Source organism: Sphingomonas sp. BL-S-25, assembly GCF_055521555.1.
Genome location: NZ_CM145486.1, coordinates 2,202,831 through 2,229,204 on the forward strand (window position 1 = coordinate 2,202,831; position 26,374 = coordinate 2,229,204).

Here is a 26,374-nt window from a genome sequence, read left to right on the forward strand (position 1 = left end):
GTCAGGCCCGACCCCAGCCGATATAGTGTCGAAGCCCCGCAACCAATGCATCGAACGCCGCCCTAACACGGGCGACATTGCGCTGGTCCTCGTGACACACGACCCAGGTTTCCAGGTCGAGGTTCAGCGCCTCCGGCAGCAGGCGGACGAGGTTGGGATCGCGCGCACCGATCGGCACCTGGCAGATGCCGATGCCAAGGCCGGCGCGAATGACGGCAAGCTGGGCGAGGTCGCTGTCGCTGCGGAACGCCATGGCGCTGCGATCGACCATCTGACTGTCGCGCTGGAGCTGACGCAGGATCGGCGAGTCGCTCTCCACGCCGATAATCGCGTGTTGCGATAGATCGCCGAGCGAGCGGGGCGTACCGCGCGCCGCCAGATAATCGCGATGCGCATGCAGACCCAGCGGGATGGCACCGATGCGCCGGGCGACCAGCGCCTCCTGGCGCGGCGGGACCATCCGGACCGCGATGTCCGCCTCCCGCCGCAGCAGGTCCTCGTTGCGGTTGTTGGGGCTCAGTTCGATCGCGAGTTGCGGGTGGCGGCGGCACAGATCGGCGAGGATCGGCGGCAGCACCTCGATCGCGACGATCTCGCTGGCGCTGATCCGCACCGTGCCGGCGACGTCCGCAGCACCCGCCGATGCTGAGCGGACGAATGCCTCCGCAGCCAGCGCCATCGCCTCCGCATGCTCGCGCAGCGCCAGCGCGCGTTCGGTCGGCAGCAGGCCCATCGGGGACCGCGTGAACAAGGCGGTGCCCAGGCTCGACTCGAGCTCCTCGATCCGCCGCCGCACCGTCGGCTGCGCCGTGCCGATCAGCCGCGCCGCGCCCGACAGGCTCCCCTCGCGCAACACCGCCAAAAAGGCGCGCTGGCGCTCCCAATCGTCCGACAGGCTCATCAATTTCGTATGAGCGGATCATCAAGGATCGTCAATTTTAGATCATCGACGGAGCGCGCATATCGGAGTTCAGACGGAGGCGACGATCATGAAGACGGCTTTGATATTGGGTGCGAGTGGCGGGGTTGGCGGCGAAACGGCGCGGGCGCTGGTTGCGCGCGGATGGCAGGTGCGCGGGCTGACCCGCATCCCGCGCAGCGGCGACGGGATCGACTGGCGGATCGGCGATGCGATGGTCGGCAGCGACGTTCTGGACGCGGCGCAGGGCGTGGACGCGATCGTCCATGCAGTGAACCCGCCGGGCTATCGCAACTGGGCGACATTGGTGATGCCGATGCTGGAAAACAGCATCGCGGCAGCGCGCGCGAACGATGCGCGGCTGGCCCTGCCGGGCACGATCTACAATTACGATCCGGCGACCACTCCGGTAGCATATCCCGACAGCCCGCAGACACCGCGCAGCCGCAAGGGCGCAATCCGCAAGGCGATGGAGGCGCGGATCGACGCATCGGGCGTGCGCGGCCTCGTCCTGCGCGCCGGCGATTATTTCGGGCCCCGGCTTGGAAACAGCTGGCTGTCGCAGGGCATGGTACGTCCGGGCAAGCCGGTCGCATCGATCCTTTCGCCGGGCTTTTCCAGGGTCGGCCATGGCTGGGCCTATCTGCCCGATATCGGCGAAACCTTCGCGCGGCTGATCGATCGCGACGCGGATCTGCCGCGCTTCGCCCACTATCATTTCGCGGGCTATTGGGACGAGGACGGCGCCGGCATGGCCGATGCGATCCGGCGGACGATCGGGCGGCAGGTTCCGGTGCGCCGGCTGCCCTGGCGTCTGCTGCCCCTGATCGCGCCTTTCAACCCGACGATGCGCGAGATGATCGAGATGAAGGACTATTGGCGCCGTCCGGTGCGGCTCGACAACCGCTCGCTGATCGAGTTTCTGGGCGAGGAGCCGCACACCCCGATCGACCAGGCGATGGGCACGACGCTGAGCGCGCTGGGCTGCGGATAAGCACGAGGTGGAAAAGTGCGGCCGGATCCCCTATGTGCGCCTGTATGCAGACAGTTTCGGCCGCCCCCATGCCCATCCCCGGGCACATCGATCCCGTGCCGGTCCCGCGGGCGCCCAGCCTGCGCCCCGATGGCCGCGTCGACCTGATCGGACTTCCGCGCGACGACATCCGTGCCGCGCTGGAGGCGGCGGGCATGGAGCCGCGCCAGGCGAAGCTGCGCTCGAAGCAGCTGTGGCACTGGATGTATAATCGCGGCGCGACCGAATTCTCGGCGATGACCGACATCGCCAAGGCGCAGCATCCCTGGCTGGAAGCGCGCTTCGTCATCGGCCGCCCCGACGTGGTCGAGGCACAGGTGTCGATCGACGGTACCCGAAAGTGGCTGCTCCGTTCGCCCGACGGACAGGATTACGAGATGGTCTTCATCCCCGATGCGGACCGCGGCACGTTGTGCGTGTCGAGCCAGGTGGGCTGCACGCTCAATTGCACCTTCTGCCACACCGGCACGATGCGGCTGGTGCGCAACCTGACTGCAGGCGAGATCGTCGGTCAGGTCATGCTGGCGCGCGATTCGCTCGGCGAATGGCCGAGTCAGCCCGAGGGGCGCATGCTGACCAACATCGTCATGATGGGCATGGGCGAGCCGCTCTATAACTTCGACAATGTCCGCGATGCGCTGAAGCTCGTGATGGACGGCGACGGCCTTGCCCTGTCGAAGCGGCGCATCACCCTGTCGACCTCGGGCGTGGTGCCGATGATGGCGCGTGCCGGCGAGGAGATCGGCGTCAACCTGGCCGTGTCGCTTCATGCGGTCACCAAGGAAGTGCGCGACGAGATCGTGCCGCTGAACCGCAAATACGGCATCGAGGAACTGCTTCAGGCCTGCGCAGACTATCCCGGCGCCAACAATGCCCGGCGCATCACCTTCGAATATGTGATGCTGAAGGACAAGAATGACAGCGACGCCGATGCGCGCGAGCTGGTCCGCCTGCTGCGTCACTATGATCTGCCGGCCAAGGTGAACCTGATCCCGTTCAACCCTTGGCCGGGCGCCGCCTATGAATGTTCGACGCCCGAGCGCATCCGCGCCTTCTCGAACATCGTGTTCGAAGCCGGAATCTCGGCGCCGACGCGCACCCCGCGTGGCCGGGACATCGACGCGGCCTGCGGCCAGTTGAAGACGGCGGCGGAAAGGAAGAGCCGGGCCGAACTCGATCGGATTGCTGCGGAGAAGCAGGCCGCGCTGGGATGACGGCCTCGATCGGGGACGTGCTCCTGCGGTTCCGTCAGCTCCAGGACGAGCTGAACGCCGAGTCGAGCGAGAGCGAGCGCGACGCGGGTGCCGCAACGGGCGACTCGATGCGGCTGTCCGAACCGGATCTGATGTGTCCCCGCGTGGCGGTTGCCGATGTCGGCGGCGCGCTGGTCGTCGATTATCGCGGATCGGACTATCTGGGCTGGGATGCGTTTCTCGCGGCGCTGGCGGAGCCCGGAATTGCCGGACAGATCGTGCAGCTTCGGATCGGTGGACCCGATCAGGGCGCCAATGGGCTGAAGACCTGGGACTTCGCCGCGTTGATCGACGCAGCGCCTGACTTTTCTCGACTCGCCGAGTTGCAGATCGAGATTTCGGATCCGGGCGATCATAATCAGAGCTGCGTCGAGGATGATCAACTTCCCGGCCTGATCGCGCTGATGCCGGGGCTGCGCACCCTGACGCTGCCTCAGGCGCCCGAGCCCGGCTTCTTCGATCTCGACCTGCCTCGGCTGCGCGCGATTCGCACCGGGGGCGACTGGCGCACGCGCGGGTTCATCGCTCACCTGGCCGATGCAACGCGCCTGCCGGGACTGGGCTTTGTCGACTTCACCGATTCGAGCGCGCCCTGGATGTCGACCGAGCCGACCGAGGATCCCGAATGGGATTCGACGCCGTTCGAGGATTATGAACGACTGTTTCGATCGCCGGTGATGGAGCGGGCCTGGGGCTTCAGGCTGCGCAACGCCCGGCTGACCGAGGCGCAGTATCGCGCGCTTCAGGCGATCCGCCCGCAATGCCAGTTCAGCGTCGTGCTGTCGGCGCCCCATGTCTATGTGTCCCATTGGGGCCGCACCGAGTTTCCGTTCCGCCACCTGCTTCCCTTCGGCTAGGCATCGGGCATGGGGGCAGACTGGATCGAGGGGGCGTCGCTTGCGGCGGGCGCGGGGCTGGTCGGTGGCGTGATGAACGCGCTTGCCGGTGGCGGCACCTTCGCGACATTGCCGGCGCTGATCGGACTGGGGCTTCCCGCCAATATCGCCAATGCCACGTCCAACGTCGCGCTGCTGCCCGGCGCGGCTGCCAGCGCCTGGGAATTCCGCGACGAGTTGGAGCCGGTGGGCGGGCTGCCGGTGCGGCTGCTGGTCGCGATCACTTTCGTCGCCGGGCTGATCGGCAGCATCCTGCTGGTGCTGACGCCCAGCCGGGCCTTCGACTTCATCATTCCCTGGCTGTTGCTCACCGGCTTCGTCGCCATGGCTTTGGGGCCCCGGGCGTCCGAATGGCTGCGCGCCAGGGTGGTCATCGGCCGTCGCACGTTGATGGTCACCCAAGGGCTGCTCGGCGTCTATGGCGGCTATTTCGGTGGCGGCGTCGGGCTGATGACCACCGCCGCCTATGGCCTGCTCGCCGGCGCGCATCCGCGCTCGCTGTTCGCGATCCGGACGCTGATGCTGGCGGTTTCGAACCTGGCCGCCGCCTTCATCTTCGCGGCCACCGGGATGGTGCGATGGGCATTCTGCATCCCGATGCTGCTGGGCGCGATCCTGGGCGGGGTGATCGGCGCGCGGATCGGCAAGCGGCTGCCGCACGGGATGGTCCGGGTCTGGACCCTGCTCGTCACCGGCGCAACCACCTTCGTCTTCTTCGTGCGTGCCTATTCCTGATGCGCTACAGGGGCGGGATGGAGCCTGTTGCCCCGCCCCGACCTGACGATGCGCCGATCGGTCCGCAGCGCGTCTATCGGCACGGGCCCTTCACCCGCATCTGGCACTGGATCAACGCGGTGACCGTGATCATCATGATCGCCAGCGGGCTGATGATCTTCAACGCGCATCCCCGGCTCTATTGGGGGCAATATGGCGCGAATTTCGATGCCGCCTGGCTCGAGCTGCCGCGCTTTCCCTGGTTCGTGACTTTGCCCTCGACCTACAGCCTAGCGATCGCGCGTCACTGGCATCTGTTCTTCGCGCTGGTGCTGGCCTTCGCGCTGGCGATCTACATGATCTGGAGCCTGATCAACCGTCATATCCAGCGCGACCTGCGCATCCGCCGCGGCGAGTTGACCATGGCGCACATGCGCGCCGACCTGAAGGCGCATTGGGATCTGCGGTTCCACGACCCCGCCCGGCCGCGGGCCTATAACCTGTTCCAGAAGCTCAGCTATGTCGGAGTGATCTTCGTCCTGCTGCCGCTGCTGATCCTGTCCGGCCTCGCGCTCTCGCCGGGCATGGATGCTGCCTGGCCGTGGCTGACCGACCTGTTCGGCGGGCGTCAGTCGGCGCGGTCGGTGCATTTCATCGCGATGGCGCTTCTGACCTTGTTCGTCGTGATCCACCTGACGCTGGTGATCCTCGCCGGACCGATCAACGAGGTGCGATCGATGGTGACCGGCTGGTGGCGGGTGCCCGAATGAGGATCTCGCGCCGATCCTTGCTGGTGACTGGGGCCGGGGGGCTGCTGGCCGGATGCGACGCGGCCGTGCGCAACCCGACGGTCCAGTCGGTGCTGTCGCGCGGCGACGATGCGCACCGCTTCCTGCAGCGCTCGATCCTCGACCGGACCAGCCTCGCGCGCGAATATCGTGCCGACCAGATGAGCCCGCGCTTCCGGGTCAACGGCACCGCCGATCCCGGAACGCCCGACTATGCCGCGCATGTCGCGAGCCGCTTTGCCGACTGGCGGCTGAAGGTCGAGGGGCTGGTCGCCCGCCCGCTGTCGCTGTCGCTCGCCGATCTTCGATCGATGCCGCAACGCGCGCAGATCACGCGCCACGACTGTGTCGAGGGGTGGAGCGCGATCGGCAAGTGGCAGGGGCCGCATCTGGCAAGGCTGCTTGATCTGGCGGGCCTCAGCCCGACGGCGCGGTTCATTGTCTTTCACTGCGCCGATGCGATCGGCGGGGCGCCCTATTATGAATCGATCGACCTGGTCGATGCCTGGCATCCCCAGACGATCCTGGCCTGGGCGATGAACGATGCGCCGCTGACCGTGGGTCATGGCGCACCGGTGCGGCTGCGCGTCGAGCGGCAGCTAGGCTACAAGCATGCCAAATATGTGATGCGGATCGAGGCGGTCGCCAGCCTTGCGGGGATCGGCGGGGGCGGCGGCGGTTTATGGGAAGACCGCAGCGGATATGAGTGGTATGCGGGCATCTGATGAACAGGCATCGACCCGGGGGGGAGCTGATACTGTACTGGAGCGTCTCGATTAAATGTCGCTTATAGACCGGTTTTTCGCCCGCGCCGTTCAAAAGGGCCAGCTTACCGTCATTCACCATAATGGTCGCACGATGGAGTTCGGCGCGCCCGATCCCGGCATCGCTCCGGTCACGATCCGGATCGGCAAGGGTGTCGAAGGAAAAATCCTGCGCGACCCGTCGCTTGGCGCGGCGGAAGCCCTTCTCGATGGCAGCCTCTCGATCGAGCAGGGCGATATCCGCGACCTGCTGTGGCTGGTCACCTCGAACAACCGTTGGGAAGACGGTACGGGCAATCTGGATCCCAGCCTTTTGCGTCGCGCTGTCTCCGGGGTGGTATTCCGGCTGAACCGGATCAACATGCGCCGCCGGTCGAAGCGCAATGTCGCGCATCATTACGACCTTTCGGACAGACTCTACGATCTCTTCCTCGACGCCGACCGGCAATATAGCTGCGCCTATTTCACCGATCCATCGAACAGCCTGGAACAGGCCCAGTCGGACAAGAAGGCGCATATCGCCGCCAAGCTGGCGCTGAAGCCCGGCATGCGGGTGCTGGACATCGGCTGCGGCTGGGGCGGCATGGCGCTGTACCTTCACGAAAAGACCGGTGCCGAGGTGCTGGGTGTCACCCTGTCCGAGGAACAGCTGAAGGTTGCGCGCCGTCGTGCCGAAGAGGCGGGCGTGTCGGACAAGGTGAAGTTCGAGCTGATCGACTATCGCGACGTCACCGGTACCTTCGACCGGATCGTGTCGGTCGGCATGTTCGAGCATGTCGGCCCGCCCATGTACCGCGCCTTCTTCGCCAAGTGCCGCCAGCTGCTGAACGAGGACGGCGTGATGCTGCTCCACACGATCGGCCGCGCCGGCGCGCCGGGTGTGACCGATGCGTTCACCGCAAAGTATATCTTCCCCGGCGGCTATATCCCGGCCCTGTCGGAGATCGCGCGCGGCTATGAGGGCATGCGCTACTTCATGACCGACGTCGAGGTCCTGCGCGAGCATTACGGTCACACGCTGAACCACTGGTACGACCGCACCGTCGCCGCTCGCGACGCGATCGTGGCGCTGTACGACGAGCGCTTCTACCGGATGTGGACCTTCTACCTGGCCGGATCGATGGTCGCCTTCTTCAATGGCGGGCTGGTCAACTACCAACTGCAGTTCGCGCGCTCGCGTCGCGGGCTGCCAATGACGCGCGACTATATGGTCGAGATGGAGCGCGAACTGCGCGAGCCCGCCCGCAGCGACTTCATGCTTCAGGACGGATAGGCGGCGTCCACCCGGTCGAGGGCGCGGCGGATGAGCTGATCGAGCACCCCCGCGTCCACCTCGCCCAGCCGCTTGACGTACAGGCATGACTTGCCGGTGCGGTATTTTCCCAGCTGCGACAGCAGCTCCGTATCGTCGGTGGCGCCGGTCAGGTACAGCACGAGTTCAGACTTGCGCGGTGAAAAGCCGATCCGGAAACTGTCGCCCTCGCGCCCGCTGTCGTAGCGATAACGATACTGGCCGAAGCCGATGATCGAAGCTCCCCACAGCGTGGCAGGCTTGCCCGAAATCTCGGCCATCAGCCTGCACAGGCTGTGCGCATCCTCGCGCCGTACCGGATCCTCGACCCGGTCGATGAAGGCGGCGACATCCCCGTCGCCCGGCACGGTCTTCGCCTCGGCCATCCGCGTCTCCTGCGACAGCTTTGCGCCGCTCGCGCAGCGATGTCCATGCCGGCCGCTGGCGAAGCGGGCGGCCGGGCTGTAAGCGCGCGCCATGTCGTCGCTGCCGCTCACCCGCCGGTCGATCTTCGCCCAGGCATGGCCGATCATGCTGGGCCAGGCATCGGTGCCGCTGGTCGGGTTCGTCGATACCGCGGTGATCGGGCGGACCGGCAATGCCGCCGAACTTGCCGGAGTCGCGCTGGGTGCCACGGTGATCAACCTGATCTTCTGGAGCTTCGGCTTCCTGCGGATGGGGATCACCGGCATGACCGCACAGGCGGCGGGCGCGCGCGACGAGGACGAGGTTCGCGCGATGCTGGTCCGCGGGCTGGCCGCGGGGTTCGCGCTGGGCATCGGCCTGTTCGCCGCGCAGCTGGTGCTGATCCCCGCAGCCTTCGCGGTGCTTGCCGGCAGCCCGGAGATCAACGCCCCCGCGACCGCGTTCGTCGAGGCGCGATTCCTTGGGGCGCCGGCGGCGCTCGGCTTTTACGCGCTGATCGGCTGGCTGTTCGGCCTGGGACGGTCGCGCGATGCGCTGGTGCTGCAGATCGTGATGAACGTCGCCAACATCGGGCTCGACATCCTGTTCGTGTGGCATTTCGGCATGGGCGCGCGCGGTGTCGGCTATGGCACTGCCTGCGCGGAGTGGATCGCGCTGGCGACCGGACTCATGATCGCGGCGCGCGTGCTGGGGCGGCCGGCTCTGGTCGCAATGCGCGGGCGGATCCGCGGCTTCTTCGCCCTGGCGGCGATGCGGCGCATGTTTGCGGTCAATGCCGACATCATGATCCGCACCGTCGCGCTGCTGATCCTGTTCACCTGGTTCGCCAATGCCGGTGCTCGGCTGGGCGCGGCGCCGCTGGCCGCGAACCATGTGCTGATGCAGTTGGTGTCCTTCGCCGCGTTCGTCCTCGATGGGTTCGCCTTCACCGCCGAATCGCGCGTGGGGATGGCGGTTGGCGCCGCGTCGCGGGCGCAGTTCCTGAAGGCCATCCGGCTGACCGGCGAGTTCAGCCTCGGCGCGGGGCTGGTCTTCACCCTCGCCATCGCGCTGGCGGGCGGACCCTATATCGCGTTCATGACGCACGATCCGCAGGTGCGGGGGGCCGCGGCGGCGCTGATCCCCTATGTCGCGATCCTGCCGGTTCTGGGTGTCGTGCCCTGGCTGCTCGACGGCATCTTCATCGGTGCGACTCAGGGGCGGGCATTGCGCAACGCTGCCCTGGTGTCGACCGCGCTCTACATCGCGACGGACCTGCTGCTCCGGCCGCTGGGCGCCCAAGGCGTATGGCTGGCGATGCTGGCCGCCTATGTCTATCGCGCGGGGGCGCTTGGCTGGCATTTTCCGGCGTTGCTCAGGCGGGTGGAACGCGGAGAGGTTGCGCAACACCCCGCCGGACCCTAGAGCGCCCGCGTTTCCACGTACGGAGTTGCTCGCACCATGACGGACAAGATCAATCGCGTCGTCCTCGCCTATTCGGGTGGACTGGACACCAGCGTGATCCTGAAATGGCTGCAGCAGACCTATCAGTGCGAAGTGGTGACCTTCACCGCCGACCTCGGCCAGGGCGAGGAGCTGGAGCCCGCGCGTCGCAAGGCGGAGATGGCCGGCGTGAAGCCCGAGCACATCTTCATCGACGATCTGAAGGAAGAGTTCGTCAAGGACTTCGTCTTCCCGATGATGCGCGCCAACGCGCTGTACGAGGGGCTGTACCTGCTCGGTACGTCGATCGCGCGCCCGCTGATCGCCAAGCGCCAGATCGAGATCGCCAGGATGGTCGGCGCCGATGCGGTCAGCCACGGCGCCACCGGCAAGGGTAACGACCAGGTCCGCTTCGAGCTGGGCTATTATGCGCTGAACCCGGACATCAAGGTCATCGCGCCGTGGCGCGAATGGGACCTGACCAGCCGCACCCGGCTGATCGAGTTCGCCGAGCAGCACCAGATTCCGGTCGCCAAGGACAAGCGCGGCGAGGCGCCCTTCTCGACCGATGCGAACCTGCTGCACACCTCGAGCGAGGGCAAGGTGCTCGAGGATCCGTGGGACGAGGTCCCCGACTATGTCTATTCGCGCACCGTCAATCCCGAGGACGCGCCCGACGCGCCCGAGACGATCACGATCGATTTCGAGCGCGGGGACGGTGTCGCGCTGAACGGCGAGGCGATGTCGCCGGCCACGCTGCTGGCGGCGCTGAACGAGCTTGGCCGCAAGCATGGCATCGGCCGCCTCGACCTGGTCGAGAACCGCTTTGTCGGCATGAAGTCGCGCGGCATGTACGAGACGCCGGGCGGCACCATCTATCATCTGGCGCATCGCGGGATCGAGCAGATCACGCTCGACCGGGGCGCCGCGCACCTGAAGGACGAACTGGCGCCGCGCTATGCCGAGCTGATCTATAACGGCTTCTGGTTCGCGCCCGAGCGGGAGATGCTGCAGGCGGCGATCGACCATAGCCAGGAGAAGGTTACCGGCACCGTCCGCCTGAAGCTCTACAAGGGCAATGTGATCGTGACCGGCCGCAAGTCGCCCTACACGCTCTATTCGGAAAAGGTCGTGACCTTCGAGGACGACCAGGGCGCCTATGACCAGCGCGACGCGGCGGGCTTCATCAAGCTCAACGCGCTGCGGCTGCGCCTGCTCGGCCGCCGCGGCGGCTGAACGGCCGATGCGACCGGGTGGTCCGCCGCCCGGTCAGCGTCCCGGCTGATCGAGCAAGCCGATGAAGAAAGCGGTGACCGCCGTCTGAAGCCCGATACAGCCGAGCAGCATTGACGGGATCGTCAGGCGCATCAGCTCGGCAGGGTTCAGGTTGCCGAACCCACTCGATGCCCAGATCGCGGTCGCAGTCACCGCGCCGGCGATGCCGCCCGTGAGCATCAGCCCGCCCAGGATGCAGGCGCGCTCGACGCTGAACCAGTTGCGGACCCGGCGCATCATCCCGGTTTCGGGCCACATGCCGGCGACCGCGCCATAGCGCTGCGCCATGACGCTCAACCCGACAAGCTGCGATCCCATCAGCACCGCCATTGCGGCGAAGATCATCGTGTGCACGCCCAGTTCCACGCCGCCGATCCGCACGTCTCCGCCGACCAGCCCGAGCACGCCGACCAGGCCTGCCAGCGCCAGCGCCAGGCCGGGATAGAGGAACAGGAATTTCGGCGCATAGATCAGCAGGAAGCGCAGGTGGCGCCACCCGTCGCGCCAGGTGCGTAGATGCGGCGGGCGACTGCGCCCGTCGGGCTGCAGCGTCGTCGGCACTTCGCGAATGTCCAGCTTTCCGATCGCCGACTTCACCACCATCTCGCTGGCGAATTCCATTCCCGGCGCGGTCAGGCCGAGCTCGCGGATAGCGTCCCGATCGAACGCGCGCAGCCCGCAATGGAAATCGCCGATCGGCGTGCCGAAAAAAGTGCGGCCAAGGAAGCTGAGCACCGGATTGCCCAGATATTTGTGGAGCACCGGCATCGCGCCGGGCGCGATCCCGCCCTGGAACCGATTGCCCATCACCAGCTCGGCCCCGCCGCGCAGCGCCTCGACGAATGGCATCAGCCCGCCGAAATCATAGCTGTCATCAGCATCACCCATCGCGACATAGCGGCCGCGCGCCGCCTCGATCCCGCCGATCAGCGCTGCGCCATAGCCACGGGTCGGCACGGCAATGATGCGCGCACCCATGGCATTGGCGATCTGTAGCGATCCGTCGGTCGATCCGTTGTCGGCGACGATCACCTCGCCGCGAATGCCATGGTCGCTCAGGAACGCCTTGGCCTTTTTCAGACAGACGGCGAGCGTCTCCGCCTCGTTGAGGCAGGGCAACACGATCGAAAGCTCGATACCTTCCCACATAGATTCGTCGCTCGGCGCGACTGGGGAGCGCGGCTTGATCACGAGGGCGGTGTTCACGAGCGCAACTCCATGGGGCTGCTATGCTGTGCGACGTCGACCGCCAAATTTTGGTTAATGCTCAACCGAATGTTAAACGGACAGCGGAAATAGGATGGCGATGCTCGCCGCCTTCCAAATCGCGCCCGCCGCGCCCGCGGGCACCCGCGCAGCAGTCTGGAGCCGGCTGTCGCATGTCGCGCTTGCGGTCGTCATCGCGACTCTCCTGACGATCGCGTGGACAATCAACGACTGGAGCAATCTCGCCCTGCTCCGGCTTCCCGACAATGACGACATGGTTCGCCTGGCGCAGGTGCGCGACTGGCTGAACGGGCAGGCGTTTAACGACCTGACCCAGTATCGCCTGGGACTTTCCGCTGGGGCGTCGATGCACTGGTCGCGACTTGCCGATATGGGGCCAGCGGCGCTTATCCTGCTCTTTCGCCCGCTCCTGGGGACAGAAGGCGCGGAGATCGCGATGGCGGTGACCTACCCGGCGATCCTGTTCGCCTTGTACCTCGCGCTGGCGGTGCGCATCGCGATCCGCTTGGGCGGCGGGCGGGCTGCGCTTCCGGCGCTGCTGCTCGGTGCGATAGCCTTCCCGACGATCAGCCTGTTTCTGCCAGGCCGGATCGATCATCACGGACTTCAGATCGTCCTGACCCTGGCCCTGGTCGATGCGCTCGTCGCGCCGCCTGACTTCCGGCGTGGGGTCATTGCCGGGATCGTAGCGGCCCTCAGTCTGTCGATCGGACTGGAGGTTGCGCCCGAAGTGGTCGCAGCGATGGCGGCCATGGGCGTCACCTGGCTGTTAGGGGGTGCAAATGATGATCGCAGGGCGGCCGGCTTTGGTCTTGCCTTGGGCGGGGTGACATTGGCACTGCTCCTCTTTGTCCGACCCCAGATCTGGACCGAACAATGGTGCGATGGGCTGACCCCGGCGTCATCACGGGCGACGCTCACCTTGGCGGGCGCATGGCTGCTGATGGGCCTCTCCGGCCCGAAGGCGTGGGGCTGGCGGTCTCGGTCAGCGGTCGCCGCGATCTTGGGCGTCGGTGTGGCAGTGATCGCGTCACAGCTATCATCCGTCTGCTTCGCGGGACCCTATGCGGCACTCGACCCCTTCCTCCAGCACGTCTGGATGCGCAACGTCAGCGAGGCGCGCGGCCTCTTCGTCGGACAGGACACGATCGGCGTCAGCTTAGCTCATGGCGGACTGGTGCTGGCGGGCACCGCAGCGGCGCTGACCTGCATTCGCGACCCGCGTTGGCGCGGTTTCGCGATTTTCATGGTAATATCGGCCATCGCCGCGGTCCTCGCGATCCGCGTCACCTACGTCCTGGCGGGGGTTGCGGTCATCCCGTTCGCGGTGATGCTGGCGAACGAGGCCCTGCCCATACGTCGTGTGGCGCTATGGGTGACGGGAGCGGGGATTAGCTGGAATCTCGCGGCAAGTATGATCGAAGACGCCTTCGCCGGGCCAGTCGTCGCCCCGAGACGGGTTGAGCAGCAATGCACCGCCGCAGGACCGTTTCGGCGTATCGCGGCGCAGCCACCCGGGACCATCATGGCGCCCCTTCAGCTTGGATCCTATCTGCTCGGGATGACGCCGCATCATGTCACGGGTGCGGTCTATCATCGCTATAACGCGGGCAATCTGGCGATGTATCGCTTCTTCCTGTCCCACCCCGAAAGCGCCGAGCGACAGGCACGGGCGCAAGCCATCACCTATGTCGCGATCTGCGATGACACCTTTCGTGACGATGGCCTCGCCCCCTATCGCCCCGGCAGCCTTGCGGAGGCGCTTCAGGCCGGACAGGTACCCGATTGGCTGGAACCCATTGCCACGGGCGGGGCAATCCGGTTCTTCCGTGTCCGTCAAAGCCGATCCCCGGCTGAGCCCGCGGCGGCAACTCGTCGCACGCGGGCCAACATCCGCTTGCCGCGCCTGCCTGCCCTCTCCTAAAGCGGCGCAATGGACAGGGGCGAAGCGCTGCGTTGGTGGCAGACACGATGGTTCGTGGCATTCTGCACGATACTGGCAGCAGTGCCGCTGATCTGGCCCGACGTCCCGCCGCTGGTTGACCTGCCGGGCCATATGGGGCGCTACCGCGTCCAGCTCGAATATACCCAGCATCCCTGGCTCGCCGAATGGTATGACTTCAAGTGGAGCCTGATGGGCAATCTGGGGGTCGACCTGCTGGTCATCCCCTTTGCCAAGATCTTCGGCCTCGAACTCGGCGTGAAGCTGATCGTGCTGGCGATCCCGCCGATGACGGTGGCGGGGTTCCTGTGGATCGCGCGCGAGGTACATGGCCGCATTCCTGCGACCGCGCTGTTCGCGCTGCCGCTGGCCTATGCCTTTCCGTTTCATTTCGGCTTCGTCAATTTCGCGCTGTCGATGGCGTTCGCGATGCTTGCCTTCGGTCTGTGGCTGCGGCTCGGCCGGTTGGGCAAGCTCAAGCTGCGGGCGATCCTGTTCCTGCCGATCTCGGCGCTGATCTGGCTCACCCACACTTTCGGCTGGGGAACGCTCGGCCTGCTCGCCTTTTCGGCCGAGCTGATCCGCCAGCATGACATCCGTCCGCGGCGCGAGGGCGGCTGGCGCCAGGATTTCGTGACCGCCTGGATCGTCCCCTGGTTCAAGGCGGGGATCCAGTGCCTGGTGCTGGCGCCGCCCGTCATCCTGATGCTCGCCTGGCGCAGCGGCGGCAACGTGTCGGGCCAGACCTTCGACTGGTTCAACTGGATGGCCAAGTCGCGCTGGGTGGTCCAGGTGTTCCGCGACCGCTGGCAGCTGTTCGATATCGCCAGCGTCGGCGTGCTGTTCCTGCTGCTGTTCAAGGCGGTGCGCGACCCCAATATCCAATATTCGCGCAACCTGACGCTGTCGGCCCTCTTCCTGCTCGCCGTCTATATCCTGTTGCCGCGCGTCGTGTTCGGCTCGGCCTATGCCGATATGCGGTTGGTGCCGTTCATGATCGCGGTCGCGATCCTGGCGATCCGGCCCAAGCCGGGCATGTCGATCGTCGGCGCATCGGTGGTCGCGATCCTGGGGTTCGGCTTCTACACCGCCCGCATTGCCGCGACGACCGCCAGCTTCGCCATCTACGACGCATCCTATGACCGCGAACTGGAGGCGCTGAAGCATCTGCCGACCGGCTCGCGGCTGCTCAGCTTCGTCGGCGAGACCTGCTACAATGAATGGACGATGACGCGCCTTCAACACGTCCCCGGCCTCGCGCTGGAGCGTAATCTCTCCTACACCAACGACCAATGGTCGATGGCGGGCGGCCAGCTGATGACGGTCAAATATCTCCAGGACCGCGACCGGCTGGCGCGCAGCTTCACCCATGACCCGTCCGAACTGGTCACCGACGTGAAGTGTCCGCGCGAATATTGGCGCCCGGTGGCGCGCGCGCTGGTGCTCTTTCCGCGCGACGCGTTCGACTATGTCTGGCTGATCCGCCCGCCGCATTACGACAAGGAACTGGAAGCCGGCCTGACGCCCGTATGGCGCGGGGGAGAGGGCAGCACCCTGTTCCGCGTCGATCGCCGGGTCGAGCGACCCGACCCGGCCGAGGTCATGTTGCCGATGCCGGTCTGGGAGCGGCAGATGCCGGTCCCGACCGAATATGAGCAGCTCGTCAACTCGATGGCGCCGCAATAAGCGACCGGCTGCTCAGCCCCCGCGCTTGAACGGGGTCAGTTCGCCCAGATAGTCCTGCTCCTGCCGCACCGCCTCGCGCTCGCGCTCGAGGAATTCGGCGACGGCCGCGCGAAAGCCCGGATCAGGCAGGTAATGCGCCGACCAGGTCGGCACCGGCACATAGCCGCGGGCGAGCTTGTGCTCGCCCTGCGCGCCCGCCTCCACGCGGGCCAGGCCGCGCTCGATCGCCGCGTCGATCGCCTGATAATAGCACAGCTCGAAATGGAGGAACGGTACGTCCTCCACTGCACCCCAATAGCGGCCATAGAGCGTGTCGGCGCCGATCAGGTTGAGCGCGCCCGCAATCGGTCGCCCGTCGCGCTCGGCCAGCATCAGCAGCACCTTGTCGCCCATCGCCTCGCCCAGCATCGAGAAGAAGCTGCGGGTCAGATAGGGGCGGCCCCATTTGCGGCTGCCGGTATCCTGATAGAATATCCAGAAGGCGTCCCAATGCGCCTCGGTGATCTCGCTGCCGGTCAGATGGCGGACGGTCAGCCCGTCCAGCGCGGCGGCGCGCTCCTTGCGGATCGCCTTGCGCTTGCGGCTGGCCAGCTCGCCGAGAAAGTCCTCGAACGCGGCATAGCCCTGATTCTGCCAGTGAAACTGCGTCCCCTCGCGCAACAGCCAGCCGGCCGCCTCGAACGCGGGCACCTCGCGCTCGTGGAGAAAGGTGACATGCGCCGAGGACAGCCGGTTCTGGTCGGTCACCGCCTCGATCGCGGCGATCAGCGCGGGCGCATCGGCTTCATCGCGCAGCAACAGCCTCGGCCCCGGCACCGGCGTGAACGGCACCGCCACCTGAAGCTTGGGATAATAGCGTCCGCCCGCCCGTTCCCAGGCGTCGGCCCAGCCATGGTCGAACACATATTCGCCCTGGCTGTGGCTCTTGCCATAGGCGGGCGCGATTCCGGCGGGGCGGCCGTCAGGACCGTCGATGATGATCGGCAGCGGCTGCCAGCCGGTCTCTGCCGTCGCCGATCCCGACCGTTCGAGCAGCGACAGGAAGTCATGGCTGACGAACGGGTTGCCCGACCCGGCGCAGGCGTCCCAGTCCGCCGCGGGAATCGAAACGACGCCATCGGCGATGCGGGCGGTGATCGAGGAAGAGCGCACAGGCCCGATATAGGATGGCGGCCGCGGCGATGGGAGGGGGGAGTGGCGGCGGCCCTAGCCGACGGTCTCCGGCGCCTTCACCGTCACCACCCGCTGCGGGAAGGGAATGACGATGCCGTGTTCCTTGAACAACAGCCAGAGCCGGTTCAGCACGTCGCTCTTCACATTGCCGACGCCGCTTTCGGGGTCGCTGATCCAGGCGAGGATGTCATGCTCCACCCCATTCTCGCCGAACGCGGTCAGCCAGACATTGGGTTGGGGATCCGTCAGCACGCGCGGGCTCTCGACCGCGGCCCGCATCATCAGTTCCTGCGCCAGTTTCAGGTCGCAGTCATAGGCGACGCGGACGGGAATGCGGACACGGACGTTCCGGTCGGTATAGGACCAGTTCTCGACCTCCTGAGTCATCAGGATCTCGTTGGGGATCAGATGCTCCTTGCCGTCGCGGGTGATGACGCTGACCGCGCGCACGCCGATCTTGTTCACCCAGCCGAAGCTCTCTCCGACCACGATCACGTCGCCCGGCTTGATCGACCGGTCCATCAGCAGGATGATCCCCGCGATCAGATTGCCGATCGTCTTCTGCAGTCCGAAGCCGATCGCCAGGCCGAACGCACCGCTGAACAGCGCGAAGGCGGTCAGGTCGATTCCCAGCACGTCGATGCCGATGAAGAAGGCGAGGATGACGACGCCGATCGCGGCCAGCTTCTGCGCCAGCAGCCGCTGCGTGGGGTCGAACCCCTTGGAATGGGTCAGCGCCTGGCCGACCGCGCGATTGATCAGCCGGACTGCGGCGAACAGCGCGACGAAGGTGATGAGGATCGTCAGCAGCGACAACAGGCTGAAGCGGGTCGATCCCACTTCCAGCGCCACCCGGTCCAGCGTGCCGCGGATCGTCGCCAGCCCGCCGACCGCGCGGCTGAGGATCGAGGTGAAGGCGATGCCTGCCATGCCCCAGGATGCCCAGCGCGGCAGGTGCAGCCCGCGCAGCACCGACACGACGAGCAGCGCGACCGCCGAGCCGAGCGCAAAGCCGAGTCCCAGCTTCGACAGCGGCGTCCAGGGCCAGGCGACCGAAAGGATCGCCAGCAAAACCGCGGCGGTGCCGTGGCGGCAGATCGAATGGAGACGCGCGCCGAGGCCGTCGGCCTCACCGCCGATGCGTTCGGCCCATAAAGCGTTCAGCCAGTTGCCGAGGGTGCGGCCGACTGCCCAGCCCGCTACCAACGCGAGCAGGGCAAGCGCCAGCGCCACCCCATTCTGGGCCAGTTCGTCGCTGCCCGGGGCGCCGAGCCCCAGCGACGCGAACCAATGGCCCAGCCGGTTCACCGGTTTGCCTCGCGGAAGCGCGTCAGTGCTTGGTCGAGATCGGCGATCAGGTCGTCCGGATCCTCGAGGCCGATCTGCAGGCGGACCAGAGGCCCGGCGGCGTCCCAGCGCGTCGCGGTGCGATAGCGCTGCGGGTCGACCGGAATCGCCAGGCTCTCGAACCCGCCCCAGCTATAGCCAATGCCGAACAGCTCGAGCGCGTCGATAAAGGCGGCGCGGGCCGCCTCGTTGCCACCGTCGAACACGAAGCCGAACAGGCCCGCCGCGCCCTTGAAGTCGCGGGCGAACAGTTCGTGGCCGGGGCAGCCCGGGAGGGCGGGGTGCAGCACCGCCGCCACTTCGGGCCGATCCGCCAGCCAGCGCGCGATCGTCAGCGCAGCCTCGCCATGATGTTTCAGCCGCAGCGCCATGGTCCGCAGGCCGCGCGAGCCCAGCCAGGCATCGTCGGGGCTGGCGGTCTGGCCGAGCTGATAGGTCGCATCGCGCAGAGCCGCGTATTTGCCCTGCGCCGCCGTCACCGATCCCAGCATGATGTCCGAATGGCCCGAGATATATTTGGTGCAGGCCAGGATCGAATAGTCGATCCCCATCGCAATCGCCGGCAGCAGCAGCGGCGTGGCCCAGGTATTGTCGAGCAACGTCGCGATGCCCCGCGCCTTCGCCACCCCGATGATCGCCGGCAGGTCCTGAACCTCGAAGGTCAGGCTTCCCGGGCTTTCCATGAAGATTGCGCGGGTATTGTCCTGGACCAGATCGGCGATGCCGGCGCCGATCATCGGGTCGTAATAGCTCGTCTCGACGCCGAACCGCTTGAGCATGCCGTTGGCGAAGTTACGCGTCGGGTCATAGACGCTGTCCGCCAGCAGCAGATGATCGCCCGGCGACAGTACCGCCAGCAGTGCGGTCGACACCGCCGCGACGCCCGACGGATAGAGCAGGGTCGCCTCCGCGCCCGGCTCCAGTTCGGTCAGCGCATCGGCCAGCGACCATTGGGTCGGGGTTCCGCGCCGGCCATAGAACAGGCGATGATGCGTGTCCCGCGCGCCCGCTGCCCGCAGGTCTCCGACCGAGTCGTAGAGGATGGTCGAGGCACGCCAAATCGGCGGGCTCACGATTCCCCGGGTCCACTCCTCGCGCCGGCCCGCCGTGACGACGCGGGTGGCGTCCTTGCGCTCGCTCATGCTGCTCCTGTTGCCTTGGGCGTCGTCGGATCGCCGCCCCATTCCGCCCAGCTGCCATCGTACAGGCGCGCCTGATGGCCCAGCAGATGGGCGGCAAACACAACGACGGCAGCGGTAATCCCCGATCCGCAGGTTGCGACGATCGGCCGTTCGACCTCGATCCCCTCGCTCTCGAACACCGCGCGCAGCGCCGCGTCGCGCTTCCAGCTGCCATCCTCGTGGAAAAAGTCGCGATAGGGCAGGTTGCGTGATCCGGGAATGTGACCCGGCACGACGCCCGGGCGCGGTTCGGGCTCCTGACCCGCGAACCGGGCCGGCGAGCGCGCATCGACGATCTGACCGGTCTCGGCACGCATTCCGTCCAGCGAGACGATGCCCTGCGGCGCATGGCGCGGGGTGAAATGGCGCGGGCGGATATCCGGCGCGGTCCGTTCGATCGGCCGTCCCTCGGCCCGCCATTTGGCAAGCCCGCCGTCGAGGATCGCGACATCGGGCGTGCCGAAGGCGGTCAGCATGACCCAGGCGCGCGCCGCGGTGTGGAGCGGGCTGTCGTCATACAGGACGATGCGGGTGCCGTCGCCGAGGCCCAGCGCCCCCATGCGTACCGCAAGCTGCTCGGCGGACGGCATCATCGACGGCAGCGCGCTGCGCTTTGCCGCGAACGCGTCCAGGTCCATGAACACCGCGCCGGGGATATGGCCCGCCGCGTAATCGGCGCGCGCGTCACGGCCATGTTCGGGCAGGAACCAGCTGGCATCGGCGATCCGCAGATCGGGGGAGCCCAGCTGAGAGGCAAGCCATTCGGTGGTTACCAGCGCATCCATGGATCGCTCCTAGAAGGATGCAAAGCGCGCATCAAATGCTTACATGGCCGGCATGACCCCCATGCATCTCGGCCAGCAGTCCGCCCTTCCTGCCTCTCCCGAAGAGGCGCAGCTCGACTATGTCCCCAATCCGCGCCCCGGCACGCGCTATCTGGTGCGCTTCGCCGTGCCCGAATTCACCTCGCTGTGCCCGATCACCGGCGCGCCCGACTTCGCGCATCTGGTGATCGACTATGTGCCCGACCAGACGATCGTCGAGTCCAAGTCGCTCAAGCTGTTCCTGGGCAGCTTCCGCAATCATGGCGCATTTCATGAGGACTGCACCGTCGGCATCGGGGAGCGGCTGTTCACGGAGATGAAGCCGCTGTGGCTGCGAATCGGTGGTTACTGGTATCCGCGCGGCGGGATCCCGATCGACGTATTCTGGCAATCGGGCGAGCCGCCGGCCGGCCTGTGGGTGCCCGATCAGGGGGTATCAGGCTATCGCGGCCGGGGCTGACCGACGCGATCCAGCCCTTTGATCCGATTCATTTTTTTGCAGTGCAACAATCCTGCAACTATATGATACATGGAGAGTTGGGAGGCGGATACGGCTGAACAGGCCCTGTACGAAAGTGCATTCGCGAAAGGACTATCCATGGCGGCCCAGCAGGATTTTCAGGCACTGCGACACATTGCGCTGATCGGGAATTTTCTGCCCCGCAAATGCGGCATCGCGACCTATACGACTGACACCTACAATGCGCTGAAGGACCGCTTTCCGGATCTCAAGGTCGACGTCTATGCGATGGACGACCATCCGGGGCTTTACGATTATCCGCCCGAAGTGACGCGTGCGATCGCGCAGAATGACCGCACCGCCTATCTCGACGCCGCGCGCCAGATCGAGGCAAGCGGGGCGCAGGCGCTGTGGGTCCAGCATGAATATGGCATCTATGGCGGTGCTGCCGGCGACCTGCTGCTGGCGCTGCTCGACCGTATTTCCATTCCCGTCATCGCGACGCTGCACACCATCCTCGAAAAGCCGAGCGCCGACGAGTACCGGGTGATGGAAGCGCTGCTGCGCCGCGCGTCACGTGTCATCGTCATGGCCGAGAAGGGCCGCGACATTCTGAAGCGCGTCCACGGCGTCGAGGATGCCAAGGTCACAATGATTCCGCACGGGGTTCCTGATCGACCGCTGGTGGATCCGGCTACGTTGAAGCCCGCCTTCTGCTGGGAAGGGCGCCAGGTCATCCTGACCTTCGGCCTGCTCGCGCCGAACAAGGGGATCGAGGCGATGATCGAGGCGCTGCCCGCCGTCGTCGCCAATCATCCCAAGGCGCTCTACGTCGTGCTGGGTGCCACCCATCCGAATCTGGTCGCGCACGAGGGCGAGCTCTATCGCGACCGGCTGAAGGCGCTGGCCGCCGAACGCGGCGTTGCCGGGCATCTCCAGTTCATCGATGCATTCGTCGAGCAGGAGGAGTTGCTCGACTATCTCCAGGCGGCCGACATCTATGTCACGCCCTACAGCAACCCGGCGCAGATCACCTCCGGCACACTGTCCTATGCGGTTGGTGTCGGCAAGGCGGTGATCTCTACTCCCTATGTCCATGCGACCGAGATCCTGTCCGACGATCACGGCGTCCTTGTCGATTTCGGCGACTCGGCCGCGTTCGCGCGCGAGATTGATCGGCTGCTGACCGACGGCAATGCCCAGGCCGAACTGTCGGCCCGCGCCTATGCCCGCGGACGGACGATGCTCTGGCCGGTGCTGGCCGAGGCGGCAGTGACCCAGATCGTGGAAATCCTGGGAAAAAAGCCCCACCGCATCGGCGGGCCGACGGCTGAACTGTCGGTACTGGTCCCCGACATCGCCGCGGTCGAGCGGATGAGCGACAGCACCGGCATGCTCCAGCATTCGATCTATTCGATCCCGGATCGTCGTCACGGCTATTGCATCGACGACAATGCGCGCGCGCTGATCCTGATGTGCCGCATGCCGGAACTCGACGAGGTGGTGCGCGATCGCTGGACCAGCATCTATGCCAGCTTCGTCCAGCATGCCTGGAATGCGGATCTGCGCCGCTTCCGCAACTTCATGAACTTCGATCGCAGCTGGTGCGAGGATGTCGGGTCCGAGGATTCGAACGGCCGTGCCATCTGGTCGCTGGGCGTGACCGCGCGTGACGCCAGGGCGCAGAAGCATCGTGACTGGGCCTCCGCCATGTTCGATCAGACCGCATCGATCGCGCTGGAGCTGGGCAGCCCGCGGGCGCACGCCTTCGCCATGCTCGGCGCCGCTGCGATGCTGGAGGCGCATCCGGGCCACGCCCTGTCGCGTCAGATCCTGACCCGCTTCGGCGACGAGCTGATCGCGCTGCTCGACACTGCGCGGCGTCCGGAATGGAAGTGGTTCGAGATCGTCCTCGCCTATGACAATGCCCGCCTGCCGGAGGCGCTCCTGCGCGCCGGCCGGGCATTGGGCCGCAGCGACTTCGTCGATGTGGGCATCGAGACGCTCGAATGGATCGTCTCGCGCCAGACCTCGCCCGAGGGTCGCTTCCGCGCGGTAGGCAGCGAGAGCTTCAACCGTCCCTATCAGCAGCCGATGCAGTTCGACCAGCAACCGTTGGAGGCACAGGCGACGATCGAGGCGTGCGAGGCGGCGCATGACGCCACCCGCGATCCCCGCTGGGTCGAGGAAGCTGTCCGCGCCTATCGCTGGTATCTGGGCGCCAACGACCTCGATCTGCCGCTCGCCACTGTCCAGGACGGCGGCTGTTTCGACGGTCTGACCCCCACCGGGCTGAACCGCAATCAGGGCGCCGAGTCGATTCTGGCGCTGCAACTGGCAAGTTGCGCCATTTCGGGGCTTTCAAAAGCGCGGACGATCGTGGCAGGACCGGAGCGCGTCGTCGCTTGAATCGAGCGTGCCGGCGCGGGGAACGGCCGATCGAGAGGCGTGCGAATGCTGGAATTGTTTAACCACGCGCTTCGGCTGAAGGCGGACCCGTCACGTGTGGTGGTGCGGCCCTTTCACATCGCGTGGCAGTCGAGTGGCAAGGGCCCCAGCCGCACCGAGCGGCTGGTGCGCGAGGTGCTGGAGATGTCGCCCGGCGAGGCGCGCACCCAGCTGGCGCTGGTGCTCAAGGATTTCGAGGCGCGCCACTGGCAGACGCGGCGCGTCTTCATGACCCGCTATGACGAGATTGAGCAGCTGCTCGGCCTCGACGGCAGCCAGATCGGCGACGAGAAGCGCCAGCTGATCGGTGCCTATTTCTGCCACGAATACAGCTATGCCGCCGCCGCGCTGATGAACCCCAGCGCAGTGCCGCATCATGATCAGTCGGGCATGCCCAAGGGCAGCCTGCGCATCCTGATGAGCCTGCGCGCGGTGGGCGAGGGGCATATCTCGTCCGTGGCATTCCGCGAGGGGATCATCACCGATCGCAACGAGCTGAAGCTGGCGCCCGAGCCGCCCTTCGCCACGGCCGCCGACACCTATGGCAATGAGGAGGAGATGCCCGAGGGCCCGGTGACGGTCCATCGCCACCGCGATTCCACCCTGTCGGGCACGGTCATCTTCCCGATCACCAAGGCGCAGTCGAACGGGCTGGAGGATCTGCGTATCTGCCACTTCACCCATGATGACGGCAGCCAGGAGTGGATCGGCACCTACACCGCCTATAACGGGTCGCAGATCCAGTCGGAACTGCTGCGCACGCGCGACTGGCGTGCCTTCGACCTGGTGCCGATGACCGGCGGGGCCGCGCGTAACAAGGGCATGGCGCTGTTCCCGCGCAAGATCGGCGGGCGCTACATGATGCTCGGCCGCCAGGACGGCGAGAATATCTTCCTCCACAGCTCCGAGAGCCTCACCGAATGGGAAGGCGGCGAGACGCTGATGACGCCGCTCTATCCCTGGGAGCTGGTGCAGATGGGCAATTGCGGTCCGCCGATCGAGACCGATGCGGGCTGGCTGGTGCTGACCCACGGCGTCGGCGCGATGCGCAAATATTCGATCGGCGCCGCGCTGCTCGATCTCGACGATCCGTCGAAGGTGATCGGCCGGACGAAGGAGCCGATCCTGGCCGCCGCCAATCAGGACCGCGAAGGCTATGTGCCGAACGTCGTCTATACATGCGGCGCCATCAAGCATGGCGACAAGCTGTTCATCCCCTATGGCGTGGCCGACAGCTCGGTTGCGTTCGCCTTCGTGCCCGTCCAGTCGATGATCGACCAGATGGTGTGATCCGGCGGGCGGGGCGCCAACCGTCCCGCCCACCCGGTCGTCACGCGGCGCGGCGGAACTGCCGCACCGTGTTGCGATAGAGCCAGGCGGTCAGCGCGATGAACAGCGCGGTGCCGCCGATCAGCGCGATGGGCTCGAACCCCTCGCCGACCAGCGCAAGCGGGCTGTCCGAGCCGCTGCCCGCGACGATGCCGGCAAAGGCCACACCCCACAGGCTTTCCCCGACGATCATGCCGGTCGCGGTCAGCACCCCGAAGCGATGCGCCAACTCCGGATTGGCGGTCCGCTTCGCCCAGCGGTCGTAGAAGGACCCAACGACCGCGCCGATCGTCACCGGCAGGATGACCGCCATCGGCAGGTAGATGCCGATGCCGATCGCCAGCGGCGGCAGGCGCAGCAGGCGGAACTTGCCCAGCAACTCGTCGAGCACCACGAAGCCGACACCGGCCAGTGCGCCATAGCCGATCATCGGCCAGTTCAGGTCGCCGCCCAGCACGCCCTTGGCGAGCGCCGAGATCAGACCAGCCTGCGGTGCCGACAGTGCGTTGGGCCCGGCATTGGGCGCACCGACGAAACCGAAGGCGGTATTCAGCAGGTCGAGCACCGGCGGGATCACCAGGCTGCCGAAGATGACGCCGATGATCAGCGCGACCTGCTGCTTCCACGGCGTCGCGCCCACCAGCTGGCCCGTCTTCAGATCCTGCAGATTGTCGTTGGAAATGGTCGCGACGCCGAACACGATGCCGGTGACGATCAGCGCATAGGCGATCAGCGCCTGGGTCGTGTCGGGGCTGGTGTCGCGGCCGAACAGCCCGACCAGCATCAGCGACGCCGCCAGCACCGACAGGATGCCGATCGCCGAGACCGGCGAATTGGACGCGCCGATCAGGCCGGCCATATAGCCGCACACCGCCGCGATCATCAGGCCGATCACCACGACGAAGGCAAGCGAGCCGGCGATCAGCAGACCGGCCGAGGCAGACAACGGCCCGCCGGCCAGCACGCTCCACAACAGCCATGCAATCGGCAGGAGCAATGCGATCGCGCCGCCGAAGACGATCCCGATCGGCAGGTCGCGTTCTTCCAGTGCCAGCGTTTCCCCGCCATGCCGCGCCCGGCTCGCGGCCAGCGCCGATCCGATACCGCGCACCACCGGTCCGGCGATCTTGATCAGCGTCCAGATCGCGGCGACGGCGATCACGCCGGCGCCGAAGAAGCGGACATCGCTGCGGAACACCGTGTTGGCCCAGGTTTCGACATCGCCGGGCATCGGGCTGGCGGCGGTCAGGATCGGCAGCAGGATCCACCAGCCGATGACCAGCCCGGTCAGCTGCGCCATGCCGACCGACAGGCCGACCAAGTGTCCGACGCCAAATAGGGCATAGGACAGGCCGCCCGAGATTCCCGTGGCACCCGCGCCGGCGCGGAACCAGGTCGATGCCTCGGCGACCGCCAGCTTCATCTGAGTCAGGATAGCGAAGCCGGTTGAGACCAGCCCGTTCCACACCAGGATCGACAGGCCGCGCGAGCTTTCCTCGGCGCCTTCGCGCGACTGCGACCCGACGCGCAGCACCTCGGCCGCGGCGCGCCCCTCGGGATAGGGCAGACCGCCGCCGACCACGAGGGCGCGACGCAGCGGGACCGAGAACATCACCCCTAGGATCCCGCCCAGCGCGGTGATCGCCGCGGTCGTGACATAGGGGAAGCCCTGCCACCAGCCGATGATGATGAGGCCGGGCAGCACGAAGATGATCGCCGCCAGCGTTCCCGCCGCGCTCGCGATCGTCTGGACGATATTGTTCTCGAGGATCGACGCTCCGGGCAGGAAGCGCAGGATCGCCATCGAGATGACCGCGGCGGGGATCGAGGTCGCGAAGGTCAGACCGACCTTCAGCCCCAGATAGACGTTAGCCGCGGTGAACAGGATTGTGATGAAGCCGCCGAGCAGGATGCCGCGGACGGTAAGCTCGGCGAGCGGGCGGGTTGAGGCGGTAGCCATGAAAGCGCTCCGAAAG

At 66.6% G+C, this 26,374-nt stretch carries 22 protein-coding genes; 14 read left to right on the forward strand and 8 right to left on the reverse strand.

All coding sequences use genetic code 11. From position 1 onward, the window contains the following. Position 1 precedes the first annotated feature (1 nt). Positions 2-901 (reverse strand): LysR family transcriptional regulator, encoded by a 900-nt coding sequence (locus ACZ1H8_RS10675; protein ID WP_465181260.1) that lies wholly within the window; start codon positions 899-901, stop codon positions 2-4. 88 nt (positions 902-989) lie between these two features. Here ACZ1H8_RS10675 and ACZ1H8_RS10680 point away from each other — a divergent pair, with 88 nt between their 5' ends. The 7 genes from ACZ1H8_RS10680 (at position 990) to ACZ1H8_RS10710 (ending at position 7,640) form a co-directional block, all read left to right on the forward strand. Then, entirely contained in the window at positions 990-1,913 is a 924-nt protein-coding gene (locus ACZ1H8_RS10680; RefSeq protein ID WP_465181261.1) for an NAD(P)H-binding protein, read from the forward strand. Between the two features lie 68 nt (positions 1,914-1,981). Next, positions 1,982-3,166, forward strand: a complete 1,185-nt coding sequence (gene rlmN, locus ACZ1H8_RS10685) for a dual-specificity RNA methyltransferase RlmN (protein WP_465181262.1) — start codon at positions 1,982-1,984, stop codon at positions 3,164-3,166. Next, complete coding sequence (locus tag ACZ1H8_RS10690) at positions 3,163-4,062, forward strand: hypothetical protein (RefSeq protein WP_465181263.1); 900 nt, start codon at positions 3,163-3,165, stop codon at positions 4,060-4,062. Before rlmN ends, ACZ1H8_RS10690 begins: the two co-directional genes overlap by 4 nt. A gap of 9 nt (positions 4,063-4,071) precedes the next feature. Continuing rightward, the gene (locus ACZ1H8_RS10695; RefSeq protein WP_465181264.1) at positions 4,072-4,836 is read left to right on the forward strand and encodes a sulfite exporter TauE/SafE family protein; all 765 of its coding nucleotides are present in this window, start codon (positions 4,072-4,074) and stop codon (positions 4,834-4,836) included. Between the two features lie 17 nt (positions 4,837-4,853). Beyond that, positions 4,854-5,585, forward strand: a complete 732-nt coding sequence (locus ACZ1H8_RS10700; RefSeq protein ID WP_465181265.1) for a cytochrome b/b6 domain-containing protein — start codon at positions 4,854-4,856, stop codon at positions 5,583-5,585. Next, positions 5,582-6,328, forward strand: coding sequence for a molybdopterin-dependent oxidoreductase (locus ACZ1H8_RS10705; protein ID WP_465181266.1), 747 nt, complete (start codon positions 5,582-5,584; stop codon positions 6,326-6,328). Before ACZ1H8_RS10700 ends, ACZ1H8_RS10705 begins: the two co-directional genes overlap by 4 nt. A 55-nt stretch (positions 6,329-6,383) precedes the next feature. After that, entirely contained in the window at positions 6,384-7,640 is a 1,257-nt protein-coding gene (locus ACZ1H8_RS10710; RefSeq protein WP_465181267.1) for a class I SAM-dependent methyltransferase, read from the forward strand. Here ACZ1H8_RS10710 and ACZ1H8_RS10715 read toward each other — a convergent pair. Further along, complete coding sequence (locus tag ACZ1H8_RS10715) at positions 7,628-8,155, reverse strand: DUF1801 domain-containing protein (protein WP_465181268.1); 528 nt, start codon at positions 8,153-8,155, stop codon at positions 7,628-7,630. The two genes, ACZ1H8_RS10710 and ACZ1H8_RS10715, sit on opposite strands and share 13 nt — an antisense overlap. On the opposite strand from ACZ1H8_RS10715, the gene ACZ1H8_RS10720 reads away from it, so the two are divergent. Together ACZ1H8_RS10720 and ACZ1H8_RS10725 are read left to right on the forward strand one after the other, a co-directional pair. Continuing rightward, complete coding sequence (locus tag ACZ1H8_RS10720) at positions 8,136-9,488, forward strand: MATE family efflux transporter (RefSeq protein ID WP_465181269.1); 1,353 nt, start codon at positions 8,136-8,138, stop codon at positions 9,486-9,488. The genes ACZ1H8_RS10715 and ACZ1H8_RS10720 overlap by 20 nt on opposite strands. 36 nt (positions 9,489-9,524) lie before the next feature. Then, positions 9,525-10,742 (forward strand): argininosuccinate synthase, encoded by a 1,218-nt coding sequence (locus tag ACZ1H8_RS10725; RefSeq protein ID WP_465181270.1) that lies wholly within the window; start codon positions 9,525-9,527, stop codon positions 10,740-10,742. Positions 10,743-10,775: 33 nt separating this feature from the next. Here the strand turns inward: ACZ1H8_RS10725 and ACZ1H8_RS10730 are convergent, their stop codons facing one another. Next, the gene (locus ACZ1H8_RS10730) at positions 10,776-11,987 is read right to left on the reverse strand and encodes a glycosyltransferase family 2 protein (protein WP_465181271.1); all 1,212 of its coding nucleotides are present in this window, start codon (positions 11,985-11,987) and stop codon (positions 10,776-10,778) included. Positions 11,988-12,081: 94 nt separating this feature from the next. Between ACZ1H8_RS10730 and ACZ1H8_RS10735 the strand changes: the two genes are divergently transcribed. Beyond that, positions 12,082-13,932 carry a hypothetical protein gene (locus tag ACZ1H8_RS10735; RefSeq protein ID WP_465181272.1) on the forward strand — a complete coding sequence of 617 codons (1,851 nt, stop codon included), beginning with the start codon at positions 12,082-12,084 and terminating at the stop codon, positions 13,930-13,932. A 9-nt stretch (positions 13,933-13,941) separates the two neighbouring features. Next, entirely contained in the window at positions 13,942-15,636 is a 1,695-nt protein-coding gene (locus ACZ1H8_RS10740; protein WP_465181273.1) for a hypothetical protein, read from the forward strand. Between the two features lie 12 nt (positions 15,637-15,648). On the opposite strand, the gene ACZ1H8_RS10745 is transcribed toward ACZ1H8_RS10740, so the two are convergent. Genes ACZ1H8_RS10745 through ACZ1H8_RS10760 form a run of 4 tightly spaced genes read right to left on the reverse strand, consistent with a single transcriptional unit; the run spans position 15,649 to position 20,122 of the window. Beyond that, positions 15,649-16,788, reverse strand: a complete 1,140-nt coding sequence (locus tag ACZ1H8_RS10745) for a GNAT family N-acetyltransferase (RefSeq protein ID WP_465181274.1) — start codon at positions 16,786-16,788, stop codon at positions 15,649-15,651. A 54-nt stretch (positions 16,789-16,842) separates the two neighbouring features. Beyond that, entirely contained in the window at positions 16,843-18,117 is a 1,275-nt protein-coding gene (locus tag ACZ1H8_RS10750) for a mechanosensitive ion channel family protein (RefSeq protein ID WP_465181275.1), read from the reverse strand. Continuing rightward, on the reverse strand, positions 18,114-19,298 hold the full coding sequence (gene metC, locus ACZ1H8_RS10755) for a cystathionine beta-lyase (RefSeq protein WP_465181276.1): 1,185 nt from the start codon (positions 19,296-19,298) through the stop codon (positions 18,114-18,116). The genes ACZ1H8_RS10750 and metC overlap by 4 nt, the downstream gene beginning before the upstream one ends. Then, the gene (locus ACZ1H8_RS10760) at positions 19,295-20,122 is read right to left on the reverse strand and encodes a sulfurtransferase (protein WP_465181277.1); all 828 of its coding nucleotides are present in this window, start codon (positions 20,120-20,122) and stop codon (positions 19,295-19,297) included. The genes metC and ACZ1H8_RS10760 overlap by 4 nt, the downstream gene beginning before the upstream one ends. A gap of 52 nt (positions 20,123-20,174) precedes the next feature. On the opposite strand from ACZ1H8_RS10760, the gene queF reads away from it, so the two are divergent. From queF to ACZ1H8_RS10775, 3 genes are all read left to right on the forward strand, one after another. Continuing rightward, positions 20,175-20,621, forward strand: coding sequence for a preQ(1) synthase (gene queF / locus ACZ1H8_RS10765; RefSeq protein ID WP_465181278.1), 447 nt, complete (start codon positions 20,175-20,177; stop codon positions 20,619-20,621). 138 nt (positions 20,622-20,759) lie between these two features. After that, entirely contained in the window at positions 20,760-23,030 is a 2,271-nt protein-coding gene (locus tag ACZ1H8_RS10770; protein WP_465181279.1) for a glycosyltransferase family 4 protein, read from the forward strand. Positions 23,031-23,075: 45 nt separating this feature from the next. Then, positions 23,076-24,359 (forward strand): glycoside hydrolase family 130 protein, encoded by a 1,284-nt coding sequence (locus tag ACZ1H8_RS10775; RefSeq protein ID WP_465181280.1) that lies wholly within the window; start codon positions 23,076-23,078, stop codon positions 24,357-24,359. A gap of 40 nt (positions 24,360-24,399) precedes the next feature. Here the strand turns inward: ACZ1H8_RS10775 and ACZ1H8_RS10780 are convergent, their stop codons facing one another. Next, on the reverse strand, positions 24,400-26,358 hold the full coding sequence (locus ACZ1H8_RS10780; RefSeq protein WP_465181281.1) for an OPT family oligopeptide transporter: 1,959 nt from the start codon (positions 26,356-26,358) through the stop codon (positions 24,400-24,402). Positions 26,359-26,374: the final 16 nt, after the last annotated feature.

What these genes read in the sequence shown, in the direction of transcription:
- metC (WP_465181276.1), bottom strand. Translation starts at nt 19,298, where the DNA reads ATGAGCGAGCGCAAGGACGCCACCCGCGTCGTCACGGCGGGCCGGCGC.
- ACZ1H8_RS10680 (WP_465181261.1), top strand. Translation starts at nt 990, where the DNA reads ATGAAGACGGCTTTGATATTGGGTGCGAGTGGCGGGGTTGGCGGCGAA.
- ACZ1H8_RS10690 (WP_465181263.1), top strand. Translation starts at nt 3,163, where the DNA reads ATGACGGCCTCGATCGGGGACGTGCTCCTGCGGTTCCGTCAGCTCCAG.
- ACZ1H8_RS10740 (WP_465181273.1), top strand. Translation starts at nt 13,942, where the DNA reads ATGGACAGGGGCGAAGCGCTGCGTTGGTGGCAGACACGATGGTTCGTG.
- ACZ1H8_RS10710 (WP_465181267.1), top strand. Translation starts at nt 6,384, where the DNA reads ATGTCGCTTATAGACCGGTTTTTCGCCCGCGCCGTTCAAAAGGGCCAG.
- ACZ1H8_RS10725 (WP_465181270.1), top strand. Translation starts at nt 9,525, where the DNA reads ATGACGGACAAGATCAATCGCGTCGTCCTCGCCTATTCGGGTGGACTG.
- ACZ1H8_RS10770 (WP_465181279.1), top strand. Translation starts at nt 20,760, where the DNA reads ATGGCGGCCCAGCAGGATTTTCAGGCACTGCGACACATTGCGCTGATC.
- ACZ1H8_RS10760 (WP_465181277.1), bottom strand. Translation starts at nt 20,122, where the DNA reads ATGGATGCGCTGGTAACCACCGAATGGCTTGCCTCTCAGCTGGGCTCC.
- ACZ1H8_RS10720 (WP_465181269.1), top strand. Translation starts at nt 8,136, where the DNA reads ATGTCGTCGCTGCCGCTCACCCGCCGGTCGATCTTCGCCCAGGCATGG.
- ACZ1H8_RS10675 (WP_465181260.1), bottom strand. Translation starts at nt 901, where the DNA reads ATGAGCCTGTCGGACGATTGGGAGCGCCAGCGCGCCTTTTTGGCGGTG.
- rlmN (WP_465181262.1), top strand. Translation starts at nt 1,982, where the DNA reads ATGCCCATCCCCGGGCACATCGATCCCGTGCCGGTCCCGCGGGCGCCC.
- ACZ1H8_RS10705 (WP_465181266.1), top strand. Translation starts at nt 5,582, where the DNA reads ATGAGGATCTCGCGCCGATCCTTGCTGGTGACTGGGGCCGGGGGGCTG.
- ACZ1H8_RS10735 (WP_465181272.1), top strand. Translation starts at nt 12,082, where the DNA reads ATGGCGATGCTCGCCGCCTTCCAAATCGCGCCCGCCGCGCCCGCGGGC.
- queF (WP_465181278.1), top strand. Translation starts at nt 20,175, where the DNA reads ATGACCCCCATGCATCTCGGCCAGCAGTCCGCCCTTCCTGCCTCTCCC.
- ACZ1H8_RS10695 (WP_465181264.1), top strand. Translation starts at nt 4,072, where the DNA reads ATGGGGGCAGACTGGATCGAGGGGGCGTCGCTTGCGGCGGGCGCGGGG.
- ACZ1H8_RS10780 (WP_465181281.1), bottom strand. Translation starts at nt 26,358, where the DNA reads ATGGCTACCGCCTCAACCCGCCCGCTCGCCGAGCTTACCGTCCGCGGC.
- ACZ1H8_RS10700 (WP_465181265.1), top strand. Translation starts at nt 4,854, where the DNA reads ATGGAGCCTGTTGCCCCGCCCCGACCTGACGATGCGCCGATCGGTCCG.
- ACZ1H8_RS10775 (WP_465181280.1), top strand. Translation starts at nt 23,076, where the DNA reads ATGCTGGAATTGTTTAACCACGCGCTTCGGCTGAAGGCGGACCCGTCA.